The organism is Paenibacillus oryzisoli (genome assembly GCF_050467285.1).
Classification (GTDB): domain Bacteria; phylum Bacillota; class Bacilli; order Paenibacillales; family NBRC-103111; genus Paenibacillus_E; species Paenibacillus_E oryzisoli_A.
In genome coordinates, this window is record NZ_JBCMUN010000009.1 from 241,836 (window position 1) to 261,927 (window position 20,092).

Annotated in this window: 15 protein-coding genes; 3 read left to right on the forward strand and 12 right to left on the reverse strand. The window is 49.3% G+C overall.

Annotation, left to right across the window (positions count from 1 at the left end; all coding sequences use genetic code 11):
* Positions 1-18 precede the first annotated feature (18 nt).
* Positions 19-1,557, forward strand: coding sequence for a stage V sporulation protein B (gene spoVB, locus ABE504_RS16475; protein WP_430090613.1), 1,539 nt, complete (start codon positions 19-21; stop codon positions 1,555-1,557).
* 74 nt (positions 1,558-1,631) lie between these two features.
* On the opposite strand, the gene ABE504_RS16480 is transcribed toward spoVB, so the two are convergent.
* The 4 genes from ABE504_RS16480 to ABE504_RS16495 form a co-directional block, all read right to left on the reverse strand.
* Positions 1,632-2,600 (reverse strand): sigma-70 family RNA polymerase sigma factor, encoded by a 969-nt coding sequence (locus ABE504_RS16480; protein WP_430090616.1) that lies wholly within the window; start codon positions 2,598-2,600, stop codon positions 1,632-1,634.
* Between the two features lie 147 nt (positions 2,601-2,747).
* Positions 2,748-4,103 carry a DUF4179 domain-containing protein gene (locus ABE504_RS16485; RefSeq protein WP_430090618.1) on the reverse strand — a complete coding sequence of 452 codons (1,356 nt, stop codon included), beginning with the start codon at positions 4,101-4,103 and terminating at the stop codon, positions 2,748-2,750.
* Positions 4,087-4,614 (reverse strand): sigma-70 family RNA polymerase sigma factor, encoded by a 528-nt coding sequence (locus ABE504_RS16490; protein WP_430090620.1) that lies wholly within the window; start codon positions 4,612-4,614, stop codon positions 4,087-4,089. Before ABE504_RS16490 ends, ABE504_RS16485 begins: the two co-directional genes overlap by 17 nt.
* 112 nt (positions 4,615-4,726) lie before the next feature.
* Positions 4,727-6,688, reverse strand: a complete 1,962-nt coding sequence (locus tag ABE504_RS16495) for a GTP-binding protein (RefSeq protein ID WP_430090622.1) — start codon at positions 6,686-6,688, stop codon at positions 4,727-4,729.
* 197 nt (positions 6,689-6,885) lie between these two features.
* Here ABE504_RS16495 and ABE504_RS16500 point away from each other — a divergent pair, with 197 nt between their 5' ends.
* Positions 6,886-8,532, forward strand: coding sequence for a DUF2339 domain-containing protein (locus ABE504_RS16500; protein WP_430090625.1), 1,647 nt, complete (start codon positions 6,886-6,888; stop codon positions 8,530-8,532).
* 61 nt (positions 8,533-8,593) lie between these two features.
* Here the strand turns inward: ABE504_RS16500 and ABE504_RS16505 are convergent, their stop codons facing one another.
* Positions 8,594-12,211, reverse strand: a complete 3,618-nt coding sequence (locus ABE504_RS16505) for an S-layer homology domain-containing protein (protein WP_430090627.1) — start codon at positions 12,209-12,211, stop codon at positions 8,594-8,596.
* 214 nt (positions 12,212-12,425) lie between these two features.
* On the opposite strand from ABE504_RS16505, the gene ABE504_RS16510 reads away from it, so the two are divergent.
* Complete coding sequence (locus ABE504_RS16510) at positions 12,426-12,782, forward strand: hypothetical protein (protein WP_430090629.1); 357 nt, start codon at positions 12,426-12,428, stop codon at positions 12,780-12,782.
* A gap of 97 nt (positions 12,783-12,879) precedes the next feature.
* Here the strand turns inward: ABE504_RS16510 and bshB2 are convergent, their stop codons facing one another.
* From bshB2 to ABE504_RS16545, 7 genes are all read right to left on the reverse strand, one after another.
* On the reverse strand, positions 12,880-13,536 hold the full coding sequence (gene bshB2 / locus ABE504_RS16515) for a bacillithiol biosynthesis deacetylase BshB2 (RefSeq protein WP_430090631.1): 657 nt from the start codon (positions 13,534-13,536) through the stop codon (positions 12,880-12,882).
* A 23-nt stretch (positions 13,537-13,559) separates the two neighbouring features.
* A complete protein-coding gene (locus tag ABE504_RS16520) occupies positions 13,560-13,904 on the reverse strand; it encodes a YojF family protein (protein ID WP_430090634.1) in 345 nt (114 codons plus the stop codon).
* 35 nt (positions 13,905-13,939) lie between these two features.
* Positions 13,940-14,722 carry an SDR family oxidoreductase gene (locus ABE504_RS16525; RefSeq protein WP_430090636.1) on the reverse strand — a complete coding sequence of 261 codons (783 nt, stop codon included), beginning with the start codon at positions 14,720-14,722 and terminating at the stop codon, positions 13,940-13,942.
* A gap of 159 nt (positions 14,723-14,881) precedes the next feature.
* On the reverse strand, positions 14,882-17,191 hold the full coding sequence (locus ABE504_RS16530) for a YcdB/YcdC domain-containing protein (protein ID WP_430091362.1): 2,310 nt from the start codon (positions 17,189-17,191) through the stop codon (positions 14,882-14,884).
* A 232-nt stretch (positions 17,192-17,423) separates the two neighbouring features.
* Positions 17,424-18,056, reverse strand: coding sequence for a carbohydrate-binding family 9-like protein (locus ABE504_RS16535; protein WP_430090639.1), 633 nt, complete (start codon positions 18,054-18,056; stop codon positions 17,424-17,426).
* 26 nt (positions 18,057-18,082) lie between these two features.
* Positions 18,083-19,285 (reverse strand): enolase C-terminal domain-like protein, encoded by a 1,203-nt coding sequence (locus ABE504_RS16540; protein WP_430090641.1) that lies wholly within the window; start codon positions 19,283-19,285, stop codon positions 18,083-18,085.
* Between the two features lie 29 nt (positions 19,286-19,314).
* Positions 19,315-20,091, reverse strand: a complete 777-nt coding sequence (locus ABE504_RS16545) for an SDR family NAD(P)-dependent oxidoreductase (RefSeq protein ID WP_430090644.1) — start codon at positions 20,089-20,091, stop codon at positions 19,315-19,317.
* Between the last annotated feature and the right edge of the window lies 1 nt (position 20,092).

Sequence of the window (20,092 nt, forward strand, 5' to 3'; positions counted from 1 at the left end):
AGGAGGACATGATGCCCAATGTCACAACCGTCACAAACATTCATGAGAGGTACGTTATTCTTATCCGTTTCCGCATTTATTAACCGCATCCTCGGCTTCATTAGCGGGATGTTCGTAGCCAGGGTGCTGGGTGCGGATGGAATCGGCCTGTTGATGATGGCGCATCCCCTAGTTCCGCTGGTCATCACGATTACAGAGCTAGGCCTGCCGGTCGCAATCTCCAAACTTGTCGCTGAGGCTGATGCTCGTGGAGATCGGGCCAAGGTGAGACAGATTCTACACGTCTCCTTGTTCATCACCGGCTTCCTGAGTGTCACACTGACGACCCTCTCCCTGCTCGGCTCGGAATGGATCGCATCCATCCTGCTCAGCGATCAACGTGCTTATTACGCCATGCTCGCAATTACACCCATTGCGCCGATCGTTGCTGTCTCAGCGGTTCTGAAGGGGTATTACCGGGGGAAGCAGCGGATGCACACCATCGCCGCATCGGATGTATTGGAGAACACCGTGCAGATTGCATGCGTACTCGCCTTAGTACACATCTTGCTGCCCTATGGCGTTCACTATGCCGCCGCTGGTGCTATGGCCGCCTCAGTGGTCAGTGAGATCAGCAGTCTGCTGTTTCTTCTTGCCAGTTACAAGATGCGCGGTGAAGTCAAACTGCCGGGCGAGACATGGGCTGCCCATCTTCGGAATGGCAAATCGACCCTCGCGGAGCTGCTTCGGATTGGCTTGCCGACTACCGGCAATGGCGTGGTCCACTCGCTCTACGGCGCCTTCCAGCCACTGCTCATTACGACAAGCTTGGCAGCTGCAGGCATCGGTACAGCAATGGCCACCAAACAGTTTGGCATGATCGCCGGATATGCTTTCCCACTTCTCTTCATGCCCAGCTTCATCACTCAATCCCTTTCCACCGCTCTCATTCCAGCCATCAGCGAAGCAGCTGCCAACAAGAACAGTCTGTTGATGCATGAAAGAATGGAACAGGCTTTGCGCTTGGGCCTTTTTATCGGGGCGCCGGCTACCGTCATCCTGTACGTTTGGTCCACACCGCTGACCACCCTCATCTATGCCGCACCCGAAGCCGGCTTGCTGCTGAAGATTTTGGCTCCGATGTTTTTCCTGCATTACTTCGATGCGCCGCTATATGCCATACTGCTGGGACTCGGCCGCGCAAATGCCACTCTATGGAATTACATCATTACCACGGTGTTCAAGATTGCAGCGATCTACACACTCGGCAGCCATTTTGGCATTGTAGGCATTGCTTTTGCGCTCGGCTTGAGCATTGTACTCATCACGCTGCTCAACTTTTACTCAATCTCCGGCAGCATCGGGTTCTATTTGGATATTCGCCCCTATGTGAGAGTCACTTTCTCTATGATTGGCATGGTCCTTTTCGGGCAGTGGGCGATCTGGTACCTGGATGGCTTTGACCTTGGAATGCTGTGGAACACCCTCGGTTCCATCGGTATCTCATTGCTTGGCTACTTCGCAGCCCTGTCCCTCACGAAAGTCTGGAGTCGGAGGAGTAGAAGAATTTATTCTTAAAAGGCAGAAACAGCGGCAGCCCAGTACTAAGAAAAGTATGGGCAGCCGCTTTAGACGGAATTCGATTGCAAGATTCATCGGTCTAAATGTTCAGGAAGTCCAAATCGGGAAAATAATTTTGTGTTAATGAAATTTTGGATGTGGAAGATCTTCTTGTCTTTCATGACAAGGACGTGAATACCCCAGGGGACCAAGCAGGTTTTGTCGCTGCTCGGCATATATTGAGCGAGAGCAGGATAACCGCCATTCACCGTAGTCGGCAAAAACCGTGATCCGTCGCAATGCCAACGCGTAAGTGTAAAAAACTGGAACAAATCCTCCTTACCGCATATCCACATTGGGAAAGGCGGCATGGACATTTGGCCTTCTTCATGAAACAAGGCGACAAGTGCATGGATATCAAATTGTTCAAACGCTTCCACATATCGTGAGAGCAATTCTTGATCAGGCTCGAAATTCATTAAACGATATTCTTCAGAATGATGTTTTGAACGCTCCATCGTCTCCCTGGCCCTTTGCAAAGCGCTGTTAACGGCTGCCGGTGACATGCTCAACGTTTCTGCAATCTGCTTAGAGGGCCACTCGAATACATCCTTCAAAAGGAGAACAGCACGTTGACGCGGAGGCAAGGCTTGCAAGAGCGTAATAAAACACAATTGAAGCGTATCCTTGCGAATGAGGATATCTTCCGGATTGTCCGATAAGGCGGGGGTAGGCCAGACCCAGGACGAGTCAGGCAACGTTTCGCTGGGGACGATAATAGATGTCGCTTGATCGGAAAAGTCAACGGGACGAGTGCGGCGTTTCGCTTGTCTTAGCTTGTCCAGACATAAGTTGGATGCAATGCGATAAACCCACGTTTTATAAGAGGACTCCTGCCTAAATGAGTTCCAATTTTCCCAGGCGCGAATAAAGGTCTCTTGAACGGCATCGTCTGCGTCATCGATCGATCCTAACATTCGATAACAGAACGATGTTAACTCTGGCTTTAAGCTGTCAAATAACTGAAGTTCAACTGTATGCCCCTTTAAAAATTCGTTCATTTGGGCCTCCGAATGTAGAATAATAGTAGCTTTCACATCAACCAATTCTACAGAAAAGGACGAATACCTTCCCTGTTTTTTTCACGAATGACGGGGATGTGAAAGCACCTATATGTTGTCGCCGGACATTTACGGACAATACTCAGCTCACTTAATACGAATTTGATATGGCTGCCGAATATAGGATGGATAATCGTTTAGAGTTAGTGTCAGCGGCTGCTTATAGGATTGATTCGCTATATAGTAGAAAGCATGTTGCTCACCTGGTTTTGATCCATCCACATACCCGCGTGTAATTTCATGAAGATCGGGCTCCTTATAGAGGTTGCCTGCCGCATCGCGGAATTCGCCATCAGCTAGTGAATACATCATCCTGTCGGCACTATCGAGACCGTTTAGGACAAAATCAAGTTTCATGTAACTATCGCTTTTCGTCATCGCATACAAACGAAGTTTCTTGTCAGGTGCTTGGAGCAGTTGCTCTGTCTCCGTATCGATGACGATCGACATCTGATTTTTGTCAAGTGCACGAAACCAACTTCCCACGATTGTCAGAGACTTAGGTGAATTAAAATACGGACTTTCAAAATGATAAACCGGATGATCTTTCACCAAACTCGCGGAAGTATTGGCCCATACGATGCCTTTATCATCTACCAGTCGTATATCGCCTGGTCCGAAAATCTGTTTTGAATTGGTCTCGTCATAGTCTAAATATAATGAAACTTGCAAGGGGGTAATGACTGCTTTGGTAAAAGTGATACTTTGCCCTTCGACCTGGATGGACTGCCCCAGCGTGTACGCATGTTGAAGTCCAACAAACTGTGTTCGATCAATCGGAAATCTAACGTCGAAATCCGTGCCGTCTTTTGATGAATTGGGAGATTCTGACTTTGTAAGCGTCACTTGCAGCACCAACTCATCCGTAAGCGAAGATCCCGGAGACAGTTGAAAATCTGCTGTTCCGCGTTGAATCCCCGTTTTCTTACTCGCTTGCTTCGCTTCTTCTGGGTAATTGAAACTGACTGAGGCCTGCATGAGTTTGCCTGTACTGTCCTGCAGACTAGCACGATTAAGCTGAACGTGTTCATGCTTGTCAGACAATTGAATTTCGTAGAATACAACTAACCGAGCGTCATCCGCGATGACGCCTTGAACCGTGAACTTCATTCCATCCTGTTCCTCCGATATGCCTATAGGTTGGATAAATTCATTGTTCACAGCCAGCTTTATTCCTTTATCATAAGAGCTGTTGATCAGATCAACGAACTTTTCAAGTCCCGGGATATCTCGAATCATAGAGGCAAATACAGGAGAGACCTTAATTGTAAAAATGCAGGAAAGGAATAATAGAACGATGGCAATCGCAGCGCCAATTCTTCTTCTGAATTGTTTTCTCCGACGATTGATCTCATTTTGTCCCTGTTGAATACCAGCCACAATGGCCATCTCAATACGATCAGAAAGTTCGGCAGCTGTTTCTTGCTCAGATGTGTTGTACATGTTCACTCCCCTTTCTCAATGCGATCCGAAGTTCAATTAAGGCTTTGTTCAACCATGTTTTCACTGTGCCTTCCGGCTTTTCCAACAGGTTAGCGATTTCAGACAGTGTCATATCCTCGTAATATTTTAGGATGATTATGTGTCGTAGTTTAGGTGGAAGTAAATCAACAGCCACCTCGAGAAGAATTTTATCGTCCAGTTTCAGATCTGTCGCAAGCTGCTCAGGCAGCTGAAATAACGGCATGACTTTACGCTTTCTTTTTTGCTCATCAATGCAGATTCGGATCAGGATGCGTGTTAACCATGTCTGAAAATATTTGGGCTCTTTTAATTTTGAAAGCTGGGTATAAGCCCGGTATGTCATTTCCTGAATGACCTCTAGCGCATCCGTTTCGTCTTTAAGATATGCAAAAGCGATGGAGTAAAGCTTCGCCTTTTTTGAGCTGATCAAATGGTGAAATGCTTCATGGTCACCGCGTTGAGCCGCAATTACCTGTTCTTCTGTAGACACTCCCCTACCACGTCCCTTCTTATATTAGACTGTCAGCTCCCCTAAACAGTTTTTCGTTAGCTCCAACAAAAAAAGCCGCGTTACACGCGGCGATGCAGACGATTCATCCATTTTATAATAAATGCATTTTCGCCTCGGCCTCATCCCACGCCACCGAATACCCGCTCCCTTTGGCGCAAAAGATCGAAGACGAGGTGTAGAGCGGGTCCGCGTCCTTCCTGTAGCCGATTCGCTCGATCACTTCTTCCGTATTATGACATAGATCGTAGCCGCCGAACGTCATATGCAGGCTGCCCCGCCCATGCGTAAAAGAAGCGAGCTCCGTACTATAATTCATAAACGTCGCGACCGGTACCCTGCCTGTAATGACGGCATGCGTGTCCATCGTTTGCGGTGGATCGAACCGGCCGTGAGCCTTCTGCATATCGGACAGCACCCTGCCCAAATCGTCCAGCTCGACTTTGATCTTCACTTCGTAATAAGGCTCCAAGAGCACATTGTCACTCTTCTCCAGCCCTTGCCTAAGCGCACGAAACGTCGCTTCCCGGAAATCGCCGCCATGCGTATGCTCGTTATGAGCACGGCCCCTCAAAAGTGTAATAGTAAGGTCGGTAATCGGCATACCTGTTAAGAGACCATGGTGATCTCGTTCGAAGAGATGCATCTTGATCAGATTTTGGTTGCCTTGACTTAAATCCTCGAGATGGCAGATGCTCTGGAATGTAAAGCCGCTGCCTCGCTCCCCGGGCTCCAAACGCAAATGCACTTCGGCATAGTGCCGGAGCGGTTCAAAGTGCCCGTAGCCGGTTACAGCGGATCGAATCGTTTCCTTATATAAAATCTCCGGACTACCGAAGGCGATGTCGAGATTGAAACGCTCTTTCACCAGCTGCTCCAGCACCTCCAGTTGAATAAGGCCCATGACATTAATGTGGATTTGCTGCAAGCTTTCTTCCCAGACAACATTCAAAGACGGATCCTCCGCGTTCAGGATCCGGAACGCTCTCAACACATCCTTCACGCCCAGCGTTGCGGCGAATATCACCTTGGACTTCAGCGTCGGCACCATGTCGTAATCCAGCTTACCGCTGCAGTCGCCCAGCCCCTGGCCGGCCTCGGCAGCGGAAAGACCAGTTACCGCAAACAGATCACCCGCCGCAACCTGATCGACTGGCTGCATTTTCGTCCCACTAACGAGGAACAGCCGTGTAATCTTCTCACTGATTGGCTCGCCCCCAACGTGATATTGGAGTTCGTCCCTCACCTTCAGCTTGCCGCTTTGTGCCTTCATAAAAGTCAGCCTAGTCCCGCTTCCATCGTGACGAATTTTATACACGTGTCCTCCGAAAGAAGCTTCCGCCCGCGCCTTGTAATCCGTCGTCGTTAGTCGATGCAATTGATCAAAGAACTCAAGCACGCCTTCATCTTGAAGTGCTGCACCCCAAGCGCACGGAAACAGCTCTCGGCCGCGAATCATCGCTTGCAGCTCCTGAAGCCAGAACGCCTGATCCCCCGTGTTCGTCATGAACACCTCCAGCAGCCGCTCGTCCCGCTCCGCCATGCTTTCCAGCAGTGCCTCCCCGATGGATCCATCTGTCAGGAGACCAGTGATCTCGCACACATCGCCCGTCAACTGCTTCCGAATGTCAAGAAGCACTTCAGCGGTATTCGCTCCGCTTCGGTCCGTCTTGTTAATAAAAAAGAACGTTGGGATGCGGTGCTTATGAAGCAGCTCCCAGACCGTCTCGGTATGCCCTTGGACGCCCTCCACTGCGCTGATGATGAGAATTGCGTAATCCATCACCCGCAAGGCCCGCTCCATCTCCGGCGAGAAATCGACGTGTCCTGGCGTATCGATCAAATAATAGGTCGCCCCTTTATACGAGAGGACAGCCTGGTCGGCGAACACCGTAATGCCCCGCTGCCGTTCAATGTCGTGGCTGTCGAGGAATGCATCCTTATGGTCAACTCTTCCCTTTTCCCGAATGCTCTGCGTATGGTACAGCAGCTGCTCGGCGAATGTGGTTTTGCCTGCATCCACATGCGCGAACAAGCCGATTGTCTTCTTGGTCATGGTATCTTTCTCCTTGTTTCCGACGGGTTGTCTTTGCTTCTCTTTCTATTATTTCATTCCTATTGAGAAATGGGAAGGGCGCTCTTCCTCCAATCGCAGTACTACATAAAACTAGTACTTCCTTAATCCGGCTTTTGCCTTGTATAATTTGTAACAACATCGTGATAAACCCAAAATTAGGAAGGGAGCGTTGCCCCTTGAATCATGACGAGCGTCTAGATCATTTAGAAATGCGAATTGCGGAACTGGAAAAGGAAGTAAACGAATTAAAAACGAACAGACCGTCCAAAAGGATAGATACCGCTGCAAACTCTCACCCAAGGGTCGGGGAGATCACCCCACGTCGGGAGACAACAAGCGTTAGCGAGAAAAAAGAAACCGATTGGGAGCATCTCATTGCAAGGGTATGGCTCCCCCGCGTGTTCATGTTCGTTCTTTTAATCGGTCTGATCTGGGGATTTAAAGCTGCGGTTGACGGCGGTTTTATCACAGAAAAAATGAGATGTATCCTCGGCCTACTTGCAGGCGGTGCTTTCATTTATCTCGGCAGACGACAATACAAGCACAAACGACCTTTATTATCCCAAGTTCTTTTGGGAGGTTCTATTGGCATTTTCATGTTAACGACTTTCGCGGCTAACTACTTGTATGACATTATCAATACGCCGCTAGCTTTTATGCTCAACGTCCTTTGGACGGCGCTGGGCCTGTGGTTCTCCTATCGATACAAATCACAAGCTTTAGGCGTTATAGCAAGTATTGCTGGTGTTCTCACGCCATTCTTAGTGAACAGCGAGAATTCTTCAACTGCTTACTTCGTAGCGTATGAAGTCCTGCTGTATGTCAGCTTTATGCTATTTGCAATGAAACAGCGCTTCGTCATTTTGTTCTACACGTCATTTGTTTTGATGCATCCGGCCTTTTTGATTTATAACGTAGGCGCGGCTTCAACTGAACGATGGCTGGCCTATGGCGTACTGATCCAACATGTCATGCTATTAGGTGCGGTCTTGCTTAGACAAGGAATTCTGAGCCATCAATTACGTATCTTGGCAGCCAGCTTCGTCCTGACAGCACTCTGGTTTAAGCTTGACTTGGATTCCTCAGAAATTAATGCAATCTTGTTAGCTTTTTCGCTTATCTATAGTGGGTTATCTGTTTACTTCTGGAAAAAGGATGCTCGAGAGACACTGCCCTTCTCCCTTGCAATTGCTTCGTATGCCTTACTTTTCTTTACGATGAATGTTGTTAAAAGCGATGTGGCGATTGGTCTTTTTATGGTTGAAGGCTTTGTCGCTCTTGCTCTTGGACTTGTCATTCGATCGGTATTTCAGAAGATTAATGGCCTGCTCATTTACCTTTTAAGCTGTCTAGTTGGATTAACCCAGCTGGCAAAAGGGATGACATCTCTCGCTTCAACGAATACGTTTACTTGGATTGTTTTGCTGATTACCTTAGCAGGCATTATAGTACTTTTAAAGCGGTACCCTATTGGAGAACAAACCCAAGCAATCAAGAAACTGCTTTACTACGGACTAGGCGTGTTACTCTTATTCTTTATCACCGATGTAACGACTGCTTTAACGATTAAAGTAAGCAAAAATACGCAGCACTTACTCATTTCATCTGCTTGGGTGGGCTATGCGATCGCCGTTTTAGCCTATGGTCTGACAAAAGGGATCAAACAAGTCCGGCTTGCCGGTCTAGCCTTATTGTTTTTAACTCTAATGAAGGCCATCTTTTTCGACCTCCCCACTGTTTCCGTCGTCATCAAAGCTGTACTCTTCATTGGACTTGGAGGAATTGGCGTTTTGCTTTCTCGCTTTTTCTATAAGAAAGAATGATAAAGAAGCTGTCCCAGAGCCAGGAAACTTGGCACCCGGGACAGCTTCTTCAAGCAACAATTTAAATCAATTCAGACTTCGCAAGCAAACTCTTGACCATCAAGGCGACTTCGGCGCGGGTAACAAAGGCTTGAGGAGCCAATATCCTGCCATCCCTACCGGTTACAATGCCCGCAAGCAGCGTATCGGACACGCTCTCCTTGGCCCACGCGGCTACTGTATCTGCGTCCGCAAATTGGCTGAGCAACGCACTAGCGTCCTGTTTCGGCAGCTTGTCCTTCAAACCGCTGATTTTCATGGCTTTAGCGATGATCGCCATGGCTTGTTCGCGTGTGATCTTGTCGTTCGGGCGGAAAGTGCCGTCCTCGAAGCCCTCAATCAAGCCGTAGGCATTAGCTGTGCGAATGGCACTTTCATACCAGGCACCAGCTGGAACATCACTGAAGGTGGTACCGCTATCGTCAAGCTTCAATCCCAGTCCTCGTAGGATGATCGCTGCAAACTCTACTCGCGTGATGTCTGAGTTCGGCAGGAAAGTCTTGTCATCTACGCCTTGAATGACGAAACGAGAGCCCATGTCATTCACCGCATCTTTCGCCCAATGCTGTGCCATGTCCGCGAATGTCAGAGGATGCCAGACAACCGAGTAGCTGCTGTTTGTCAGGCTGTTGATTTTTGCATAATAGATACCATCGATCTTTTCAATCTTAGTGGGAACGTGCCGTATTGTACCATCCGGTTCAATGACGAGACCTGTTGTGATCTTGCTAGCATCAATATCGTCTGGCAGGGCGATGGTTCTTTCCACATAGGTGGAATAGCGTGAAATCTCATAAGACTTTCCCAGATGCGTCACCTTAACCGTAAAACCCACTGGCTGTACGACGAGCGTGAAATCTCCTGCCCGTGCCGCATCCTCAGCCAGCTTAACCTTATCCGCTCCGCTGTCCGCAATCTCGATTTGCACCTCTGCATGCTGAAGGTCTGAACCGATTCCGAATTCGGCTGCCAGTTTGGTCAAATCCAACTCACTGGACGGAAGTTTGTAGGTGGACTTCGCCGTTTTCATCTCCAGCGTCGCTCCATATTCCCTCAGCTTTCCAATGTTTTCGCTGGTTAATTTGGCAATAGCTACATCGGATTCCTTGTTCAGGACTAAGGTTACTAGGGCGTTGCTGCCTTCCGCAGCGAGCTTATCGGAGATTTTCTGCTGATCCAGCGCCAAGGTGGCTACTGTCCGATCATTGACCTTCGTTGTAGTTAAGGTCCCGATCTTTTCTGCCTTACCGTTCACATAGACTTCAACGCCTTGGGGTTCTGCAGGTGGCGGTCCCCCCGCTCCTGTATTGGGATTTGAATCGGAGTCAGGAGCGCGTGTTACGCTCACCTTGTAATATTTAACTGCTGTTTCGTTCTCTGCGGTTACAGCCAGATAGATCACTTTCGTCCCGCCAGCCGTTAGCGGAATCGTTTCGGTTCCCGTCACTTCAGAAGAGAAGCTATCGTCCGTAGACAGTTTGAAGGTTGCCCCGGCGGCTGGCACAATATCCGCCTGGTTTAAGGACGATTTGTCGTTGGCGACATAGACCGACCACGTCACGGAGTCCGCTGGCGTACCTCCATTGCCGCCTGCAGCTGCGGTGTCCGTCTTGCCCGCCACGCTCGTCAGACCCGCGTCGCTGCTGGGCGCTGCGGCTCGGGTAATCGTAGCTGCATAATACTTCACCGTAACCGCATCTTCCGCCGTTACTTTCACATAGACGACGGTTTCTCCAGCTTCAGTCAAGGGAATCACTGCGCCCCCGCTTACCTCTTCGGTGAAGCTGCTATCCGAATAAAGCTGGAAGGTCGCGCCGGTTTCAACCACGATGTCTGCCCGGCCTATGGCCAATTTTCCGTAGGGCACGTATACGGACCACGCGACCGTACTGTTCGTCGTCCCACCGCTGTCGCCGCCGGGCGCGGTATCCGTCTTGCCGGCAAGACTAATCATGCCAGCGTTCGTGCTAGGCGGAGCTGCGCGGTGCACGGCCACCGCATAGTATTTCACTGTCGTCGTATCTTGCGCTGTCACGACGATATACATCGTTGTCGTTTCTCCCGATGCCAACGGGATTACGTCCATGCCCGTCACTTCGTTAGTTAAACTTTCGTCCGTATATAGCTTGAAGGTAGCGTTGGCGGCTGGAACAACATCCGCCAGTCCCACAGTGGACTGGCTGTCGGGCACATGGAGCGTCCATGCTATCGCGCTCTCTGCCGTCATGCCGGTCCCGCCTCCGGGCGCACTGTCCGTTTTGTTCGCCACGCTGGTCAGACCGGCGTCGTTGCTAATCGCGGAAGCCCGGTTGATCGTTACCTCGTAGTACTTTACGGTAATGGCATCCTCCGCCGTTACCTTCACATAGAATGCTGTTGCCCCGCCTTCGTTCAGGGAGATTGTTCCACTTCCCGTCACCTCGGACGAGAAGACATTGTCCCTATACAATTTGGCTTTGGCGGCTGTTGCCGGAACGACATCTGCTACGCCAATGGTAGATATGCTATTCGGAACGCTCACGGACCAAGTCACTGCATTGCCTGCGTTACCGCCACTGCCGCCTGCTGGTGCCATGTCCGTCTGGCCTGCCACGCTGGTCAATCCGGCATCTTGTGACAGAATCGTCATTTGATAAATCCCATTGTTATTCATATCCGCAGAATAAATCGTGCCATTGCCGTCGACTTTCAATCCATGCACGTACTTGTTGTCCGTTTGAATGTCGTAAACGAATCCGTCGCTGGCAAGTTTTCGGACAGCAAGATTAAGCGAATCTGGGACGTACACATTCCCTTTCCCGTCTACAGCTATTCCTTGTGGATAGCTAAGTTGCAGGTTTTGCGCTTGCATGTTTGGAAATATAGGATTTTTTCCTTTGAGTGTGCTTATCTTACCATCCGAATCCACTTTGCGGGCATTCTGGTTACTGCCATCCACAAGGTACAGCGTCCCATCAACATCCACTGCCAGTTGCAGGGGCTGACTGATTTGAGCGGCAGTCGCCGCTCCGCCGTCTCCAGAATTCCCGTCAACGCCTGTGCCGACAATGGTGCTGATGATGCCCGTGTTGTTGATCACTTGACGGACTCGCGAGTTTGAGGTATCCGCAATCAACAAATTTCCGTCTTTATCCAATGCAACACCGTAAGGGTGGTTTAACTCGGCCGCTGTGGCAGCTATTCCATCACTGTTATAGCCTGCGTGCCCCGTGCCTGCGACTGTACTGATTTTCCCGTCTGCACTCACCTTACGGATTCGCTGATTGTAACTGTCTGCGATATACAGGTTTCCGTCGCCATCCATTATGACATCGGTCGGCTGATTCAGCTTGGCCGAAGTGGCGTCGCCTCCGTCGCCGGAGAAACCGGATGTTCCCGTACCCGCGATCGTACTGATATTACCATTAGCCGCAATTTTGCGAATTCGGTGATTTTGGGTATCCGCGATATACATCACCCCGCTGTCCATGTCACGCCAAATCCCTGAAGGGCCGTTCAATTTTGCCGCCGTTGCCGCTCCTCCGTCCCCGCCATATCCCGCAGTTCCCGTACCTGCCAGTTTGGTGGTGCCATACGTAACGGTGGCTGCCCGTCCAATTTCAGGCGTGAACACAGGAACAATTAGTAGCAAGACTGTCATACAAAGCAATAACTTTCCTATCAACGAACGCTTTCCCATTTCGTCAGCCCCTCATGTTGATATACGATTTAATATTTCCTGATAAGTATATCAACGAGCTTTGAACGGATTCTGAACATTCAAGCAACTGGCATGTTTTAGTTATGTTGCATAAGGATATAGAAATGTCAGAATACTAGCAAAGGCTTTTAAATTCAAAGGAGGTCTTGACCCTATGCAGCAAAATTATTACGGATCGTCCCCTCAACAAATTGTGTCTCAGTGTGAAAGTCTAGTTCAGCAATTAACACAACAAACACAGCAAGCATCCATGCAATATCAAAATTTAATGAGACAAGAACAAGCGAATGCTGCACAACTTGAGCAGCTTGCTCAACGTGAGCAGCAAGCGGCTCAAATTATTCAAACGGCACTTCAAGGACATCAAACAGCGATTCAACAGCTGCAACAAATTTCGAATTTATGCAACCAACTTTCCAATGCCCAAACGCAAATGACACCAAATTATCAAGTTGGCTCTCAGTATAATCAATCCTCTCGGGAGTTCAGAAACAATCAATCATTCATATAGACATACAACGACAAGAAAGCTGAGGCTATTAAAGCCTCAGCTTCTCCATACATAAATTAGCTGTAATTCCCGGCAGATCCTTATTTCCTCTGATTCCTCATTTGAATCGATATGTCCAAAATCGTTCTGTCCCGAAGCGCGTCTGGATTTCCAGATCGGATAATTGCTTGCTGCCTAACAATTCGGCGGCTTGGAACTGGGACTTATGGGCTTGAATCGACGCCATCTTCTGTTCAAGAAAATCCTTAACATCATTAATAATGTCAGGTTTACCGATCTCTTGTTCGTGGTTGTTAGCGAACGCCATGCAATGCACGATTGGCCTTCGGTCGGCCGGTATTCTACCAATCGTTCGGATAACCGCTGCCCCGCATGCGTTATGATCAGGATGAACGCTTAGCGTCGGATGGAACGTGATGACTAACGAAGGATTCAACTCTTTTAGAAGTGCTTCGATGCTTCCATCTAACTGCGCTTTATTCTCGAACTCGATCATCTTATCGTGAAATCCGAGCATTCTGAGATCCCGGATGCCGATGGCACGGCAAGAGGTTTCCAGTTCCTGCTTACGTATAGCGGGTAATGTAACACGGTTGGCAAAAGGTGGGATCCCCATGTTGCGGCCCATTTCTCCTAAAGTCAAACAAGCGTAAGTAACTTCTGTTCCTTGCTTAAGGTGCATAGCAAGCGTTCCGGACGCGCTGAATGCTTCATCGTCCGGATGCGGAAGCACAACTAGGATATGTCGTTCCATATTTGTTCAAATCCCCCTTTACGCTAGAACGGCTCTCGGCCTAACTGTAAAGCCACAATGAGTTTCCCCGCCGTATCGTGCCCCGCAAGGATAAGCCTTTCGGACTCTGTCTCTTCATAGTGGGTAAGTCCCTCGGAATACACCCAGCCTTGCCCGGTTTTCAAGCCTACGCGATAAGGTCCGTCCCCGGAAATCGAACCGTGCGTATAACGAATAACAGCGTTTGAAATGAAGGTCGCGGCTGGATGTTTCGTATGATCCAGATGCGCGGCGTAAGCTCCCGTCGTCATCTCAAGATGGATGTATAAGTCTTGATCGATAAGGCTTTCAATCAATAGCTGGACTTTGGTTTTGTCGATGAGTTGCATGTTCTTCCCTCGGCCTTCGGATAGGTTGACTTGACTTACTGTTTGGCCTGGCCCAACATTCGATCCACTGATTTACTGAGCTGGCTAAAAATAAAATTCGGCGCGATCCGGCTCATCATTTTTAAAGCGTTGCTCTGCCCGGGCCGGATTTCGTAATGGTCACTCTTCATGCTTTTGATGGCAAAACTCACCATGTCAGATACGGGCATCGCCTTTGAGCCTGCCATATCTGCCGAATCGAATGTATCCACCAGTGGCGTTTCTGTCAACGGCGGAGCCAGCTCGAATACTTTGACCTTGGTGTTTTTCAGCTGTGCTCTGAGCGAAAGCGTATAGGAATGCATGCCGGCCTTCGCTGCGCAATAAATGGGCGAAATCGGAAGAGGCACGAACGCAAGGCCGGATGAAACGTTGATGATCGCAGCCGACTCTTGCGCTTTTAGATGCGATAAAAATTGCTGCACCATCCAGATCGGACCACTGAGGTTCGTTACGATCTCGCTATTCAAATCCGCCAGGTCGTTACTCGCTGTATGAAGATTGATTCTTCGCATAACCCCTGCGTTATTGATCAAGACATTGAGTTTGGGAAATTGTTTCACCACCGCCGCATACAAATCCGTAATCGCTTGAGGGTCTCCCGCATCACTCTGAAACGTATGTACCGTAGGCAGCTTTTTCTTAGCCGCATCCAGTCTCGCTTGATCCCGCCCCGTGATAATCACGGTATTCCCCAGCTTCAACAGTTGACTTGCAAATTCAAAGCCAATACCAGATGACCCGCCTGTAATCAGAACCGTATTGCCGCTCATGTTCATCAGATTCTAACCTTCCCTTTCTTCTCCATAAGTAAGGTGCTTTCTACCCATAAGTGTACATGAAGTTTATACAGATAGAAAGGCATCTTACTGGATTTTCACATTCACAACAAAAAGAGATGACCATCTTGGGTCATCCCTTTTTTGATGCGCTTGACGCTATTGACCGATGACTTGATCCAATTTGCCTTGCAGATGGACTAATCGCATCATGACAACCGCAGCCTGAGCTTTGCTTACTTTCGCTAATGGCTCAAATGCACTGTCGGTCCCTTCCATAAGGCCCAGTTCAACTGCTAAGGCAACATCGGATTTGTTCGTAATCGCATCGCTGTCGGTGAAAGAAAGTTCATTCCATTTCGGAGCCAACAAGCTCGACAGTTTATTGTATTTAAGAATATGAATCAACGAGGAGGCTAAGGCTTCACGGGTTAACGCTTGCTCGGCGTTTAATTTCCCATTCGCATACGCTTCGAGCCATTTTTGCTGGATGAATATGCGGACGGCATCAAAGTAGGGACTGCTTTCCGTGATATCGGCAAAGAGCGGTTTATCGCTTCGGTTGCCACTGTAATAATTTTTGTATTGAGGTGTCAAAGCTGTTGCCATCATGGTCAACCAATCTCCATACGTAATGGGTTGGTCTGGGTTTAATTTCCCGGAACTATCCGCAGCGAGGACTTGATATTGGATCATGGTCTCAAGTTCGCTTTGTGCCCAGTGGCCATCAATATCCGTTGGCTCCACGGAAGACGATGAGGATGCTGTCAGATCTGACCATACAGGTTTCCAAGTGCCGTCAGTAGCATCCAAGGCTTTGGCGAACAAGTTGCCGTTTGTCAAAGATGGATTGTACACTAATTTTGCTACTGGCTGCTCATAGGTAGTGCCGGGCGTGTACCCGCCAAAAGAACTCAATTGCAATTCTAGTTTTGTTGATTCCCAAATTTTGGATAACGCTTGCTGTTTAGATAAGTTCAGTTGGATAGCCCCCATCACTTGGTCATCCAGAACATTCCTGCTCGCATAGTAGTTGCTCACATTGCCTTGTAAGTCGAGTGTTACATTAACATTATCCCCATTGACTGCGATTCCTTTATAAAATCGTTGGAATGTAAAGGAATAATTTTGCACTTTAGACGAAAGCTCCTGACTGTTGCCGGTATCGACCCGTTTTAACTCTTCGCTGGCATTGGGATAAGTAAGATTAATCAGTTCTTCCGCGCGCTGTAGGGCGGCTTCTTTCGTGATGGAAGCTTCCGTTGACGCTGGGCTTGCAGCACCAGGTGGGAAAGTGCTGTAGATATCTGTAGAGTAACTGATGATAACGCCGGTTTGAGCGTCTACGTTAGCTCTAAGCATGCCAAAAGGCCCCATTCTTGCATCATCATTTCCCCAATTTAACGACCAAACTTTATGCTGATCTCCCATCCAACCGTCGCTGAGGGATTTTTGCAGCAGCTTCTTTTCTTTTAATTTAGGGAAAGCTTCCTCTACAATTTGTGCCGCTTGTTCGGCTGTCAACTCACCGTTTGCTGGAACCGGAGTAAAGGCGTTCTCTTTTCGAGGAACAGCCCCATAAGTTGTCCCTTGATGATTGACTGCCATGTCTGATGCGACAAATTCTCCCGTCTGTGCATCAATAGGCAGCAGACTAGGCACATAGCCCAACCACCAGGCTTGGATTTTATTGCCCGCTTTGCGTATCGGGATGTATTGTAATTCTGCGTCCTGGTGCTCCTTGGCCAATGCGGTTGCTTGTTCCTCCGTTATCTTGGGCTGTGTAGAGGGTAAACTGCTCATCTGAATCGCTTTGTTGTATTGTAAGACGTTTCCTTCGTCGTCCAACGTGACCTGAATTCCGCTATCATTTAATTTCACACCCTGAACAATAAGATGATAACTGAATGCATAGCGAACAGGTCCAAACAAAGAAGTCTGCCCATTAAACTGTGCATTATCTTCGTCTAGTTGCAAGCTTTCTGATTTGATCGAAGGGGCAGCTTTTACAATAAAGGCTTTAGCAAGCTGCTCGGCTTCTCCTCTCGTCAGTTTGGGCGGAAAATGGCTGACGCCTTTCGGATCATGGAGGCTGGGAAGATACATTTGCAGTAAGTCGCCATTCAGGGCATCTATTCTACTGTTGAAACCCGTCCCCCCATTTTCAGTTTTTATTTCCCACTGAATGGTCCAAATCTTTTCATTCCGTGGAGGGTATGTATACGGATCGCCGAATTCAACAGATTGTACATTCGCGTCTTTTAAAGTAGGGAACAGCTCTCTTGTCCTTTCGACGGCTTGATCTTTTGAGATTTTGGCATCAGCAGGATTTAACGCTGAGGCGGCTGAAACTGATGTGATTGCAGTCGCCGTGCCGGCATCCGCGGCAAGTGCGCCTGAAGCAAGCATACTGGCTCCTACAATGGTTAAAAGCATGGACTTGCCAATTGTGTTCAGCGTTCGTTTCATTTTTTTCAATCCATACACTCCTCATATCCGTTTTTTGGAAAATAAATACGACCATTACCTTTTACGCGAAAAATTGAGAAAAGTTTCTAATTGAAAGAGCGGCAAAATGCTTCGACAAAGGCTTCTCCGGTATACAGTAAAGTAATCTGCTAACATGACTCCCGTCCCAGTTCGTTCAAATCAAAATGGAGCGGCTGCCGCTGGCAACCTGCTCCATTTTGTTGCGTAAATATTATGCAAACTGTAAATACCCGAATTTATTCGGAGTATGGAACTGAAGAATTTCGGTCGGCGACCACGCCGTATATTCATCCGGATGGCCGTTCCCCCGGTCGATTCGGTAACAGTTCATTCTCCATACATCTCCGGCAGAGGGGATGCCGCCCGTGAAATTGCAGAATGGAATTTCCCAGATCGACATATATCGTCCGTGTACGTATCGGGTCGCGGTCTTCCAGCCATCCGCGTGCCAATCTCTCCCTACTTGAATCGGAGGATGTAAAGGATCGTTGTGAATGATGGCGTCAAACTTCACGTTTGTCGGGCTAACCTCGAATTCCTTGTACCATGCCAAATCCCCAGTCTCGCAGATAAACACCTCAACAACATCTTCTTCATAGATCGAATCATCGTGATTCGTCATCGTAGATACAAGATGATCATCTTCGCAAGAAAACCGAAAATAAATGGCTGCGCGTTCCCGATTCCAAAATGACTCGACCGTAGTCGACAGCCTCGGCTTGCCGCCGGATACCGTATCACGAAGATTTATGGACGACAATCGCTCCCATAGCTCATCGTCAAAGGACGGAAAACTGTCGATTTCCATGTGTGCGCAGACATAGAGTGGCTTCATTTCTATCATCAGTTAGCTCTCTCCTCGTATACTAGCTACGGCCGAATGGCCGTTCCGTCGGGAATCCGCGCCAGGGTCCATGCCGGCAGCTTGTTATGGCACGGATACAGCGCTGCTTTGCTTTCGTCCAAATCGACGCCGAGCCCAGGCTTATCGCTGACGTAAACATAACCGTTCCGAACCTCTGGACAGCCTGGAAACACTTCTCTTGCTTTCTCCGAATATTCGCTCCATTCCTGAATGCCGAAATTCGGACTGCTCAGATCGAGGTGAATGTTGGCTGCCGCACCGACCGGCGAAAGATCCCCTGGTCCGTGCCAGGCGGTTCTCACACCGAATGCTTCGCAAAGCGTCGCCAGCTTCTCCGCCGGAGTCAGGCCACCAATTGCGCTGATATGGCAACGGATGAAATCGATCAAGCGCCGGGTAATCAGCGGCATCCATTCGGCGGAGTGTACAAATAGCTCCCCCATCGCAAGCGGCGTGGCGCATTGGCTCCGAATGGTCTCGAACCATTCGAGCTGCTCGGGCGGCAGCGCATCTTCCAGGAAGAAGAGTCGGTACGGCTCGAGCTGCTTCGCAAGACGAACGGCCTCGATCGGCGCGAGACGCTCGTGGATGTCATGGAGCAACTCGATCTCGCCGCCGAGCCGGCTGCGCAAATGCTCGAACAGGCGGGGCACGCTGCGCGCATATGCATCCGGGTCAAAGTATGCGCCAGCGAGAGCATTCTCCGGCGAGTGAAGCGTGTGGTCTCGTCCGCCATACCCGCCCATCTGGCAGCGCAGGTAACGATATCCTTGATCTATGTATTTACGCACACAATCTTCCACCTCCTGCGGGTCACGTCCATCGGCATGACGGTAGACAGCTGCCGCTTCGCGGCATTTGCCGCCAAGCAGATCGTATACGGGCATGTTCGCAAGCTTGCCCTTAATGTCCCAAAGCGCCATGTCGATACCAGATATGGCGTTATTCAACACCGGTCCATTGCGCCAATAGGAGCTGACCATCGCAGTTTGCCAAATGTCCTCAATTCGCCGTGGATCTTTCCCAACAAGAAACGGCTTCATATACTGCTCAACCGTGTTCGCAACGGTCAAATGTCGCTGTGTGAAGGTCGCGCAGCCGATGCCATACAAGCCAGGTTCGGTCGTTTCAATTTTGACGACAACAAGATTAATGCCGTCCGGTGCGGTTAAGATCGCACGAATGTCGCGGATTTTTAATTCTGACATCCTCGTTTCATCTCCCATGAATTGTTTATTTAATGCGGCGTTCCGGGCAGAATGAGCCCACCATCGACCCGCAGCGTCGTACCGGTAATGTAGGAGGCTGCGTCCGATACCAGCCAAGCGACAGCCCTGCCGATATCCTCTGGTGTCCCCGAACGGTTAAGCGGTACTCCGGGGTTGATCAGATTGAAATTCTCCGCCCCTGTATCGTTGGCTTTAATCGCTCCTGGGGCGACGCAATTTACGCGAATCCCATGGGCGGAAAGATCCAGCGCAATCGATGCCGTTGCTCTCGCCAAAGCGGCTTTGACACCGCCGTAAATGGCATCGCCCGGATACGCCCGCTCTGCACGCACGGAAGTAATATTGACGATACTACCTCGGACGCCTTGTTCAATCATGTGTTTGCTGAATGCTTGCATAAGCAACAGCGGAGCGCGGAAATCAAGATGAAGCAGTCGATTCGTTTGGGCTATGTCTATATGTTCTATCGATCCGAAAATGGTAATCCCGGCATTGTTGACCAAGACATCGATACGTCCAAAAGCACGAATAACGTCCTCAGCCAGCCTCCCGGGCTCCTTTTCTGCCTCCAGGTTCCCCTCAAACACCTCGCAACGACGTCCGAAACTACGTTGGATCATAGCTGCCGTTACTTTAGCATTCTCTTCATCGTTCCAATGACTGATCGCTAAATCATAGCCGCACTCCGCCAGAATCAGAGCGATCCCGCGACCGATCCCCCGGCTGCCCCCCGTCACAAGTGCCGTCTTGACCATTTCGCCGCCTGTCTTTGCTTCCTTAGTCATC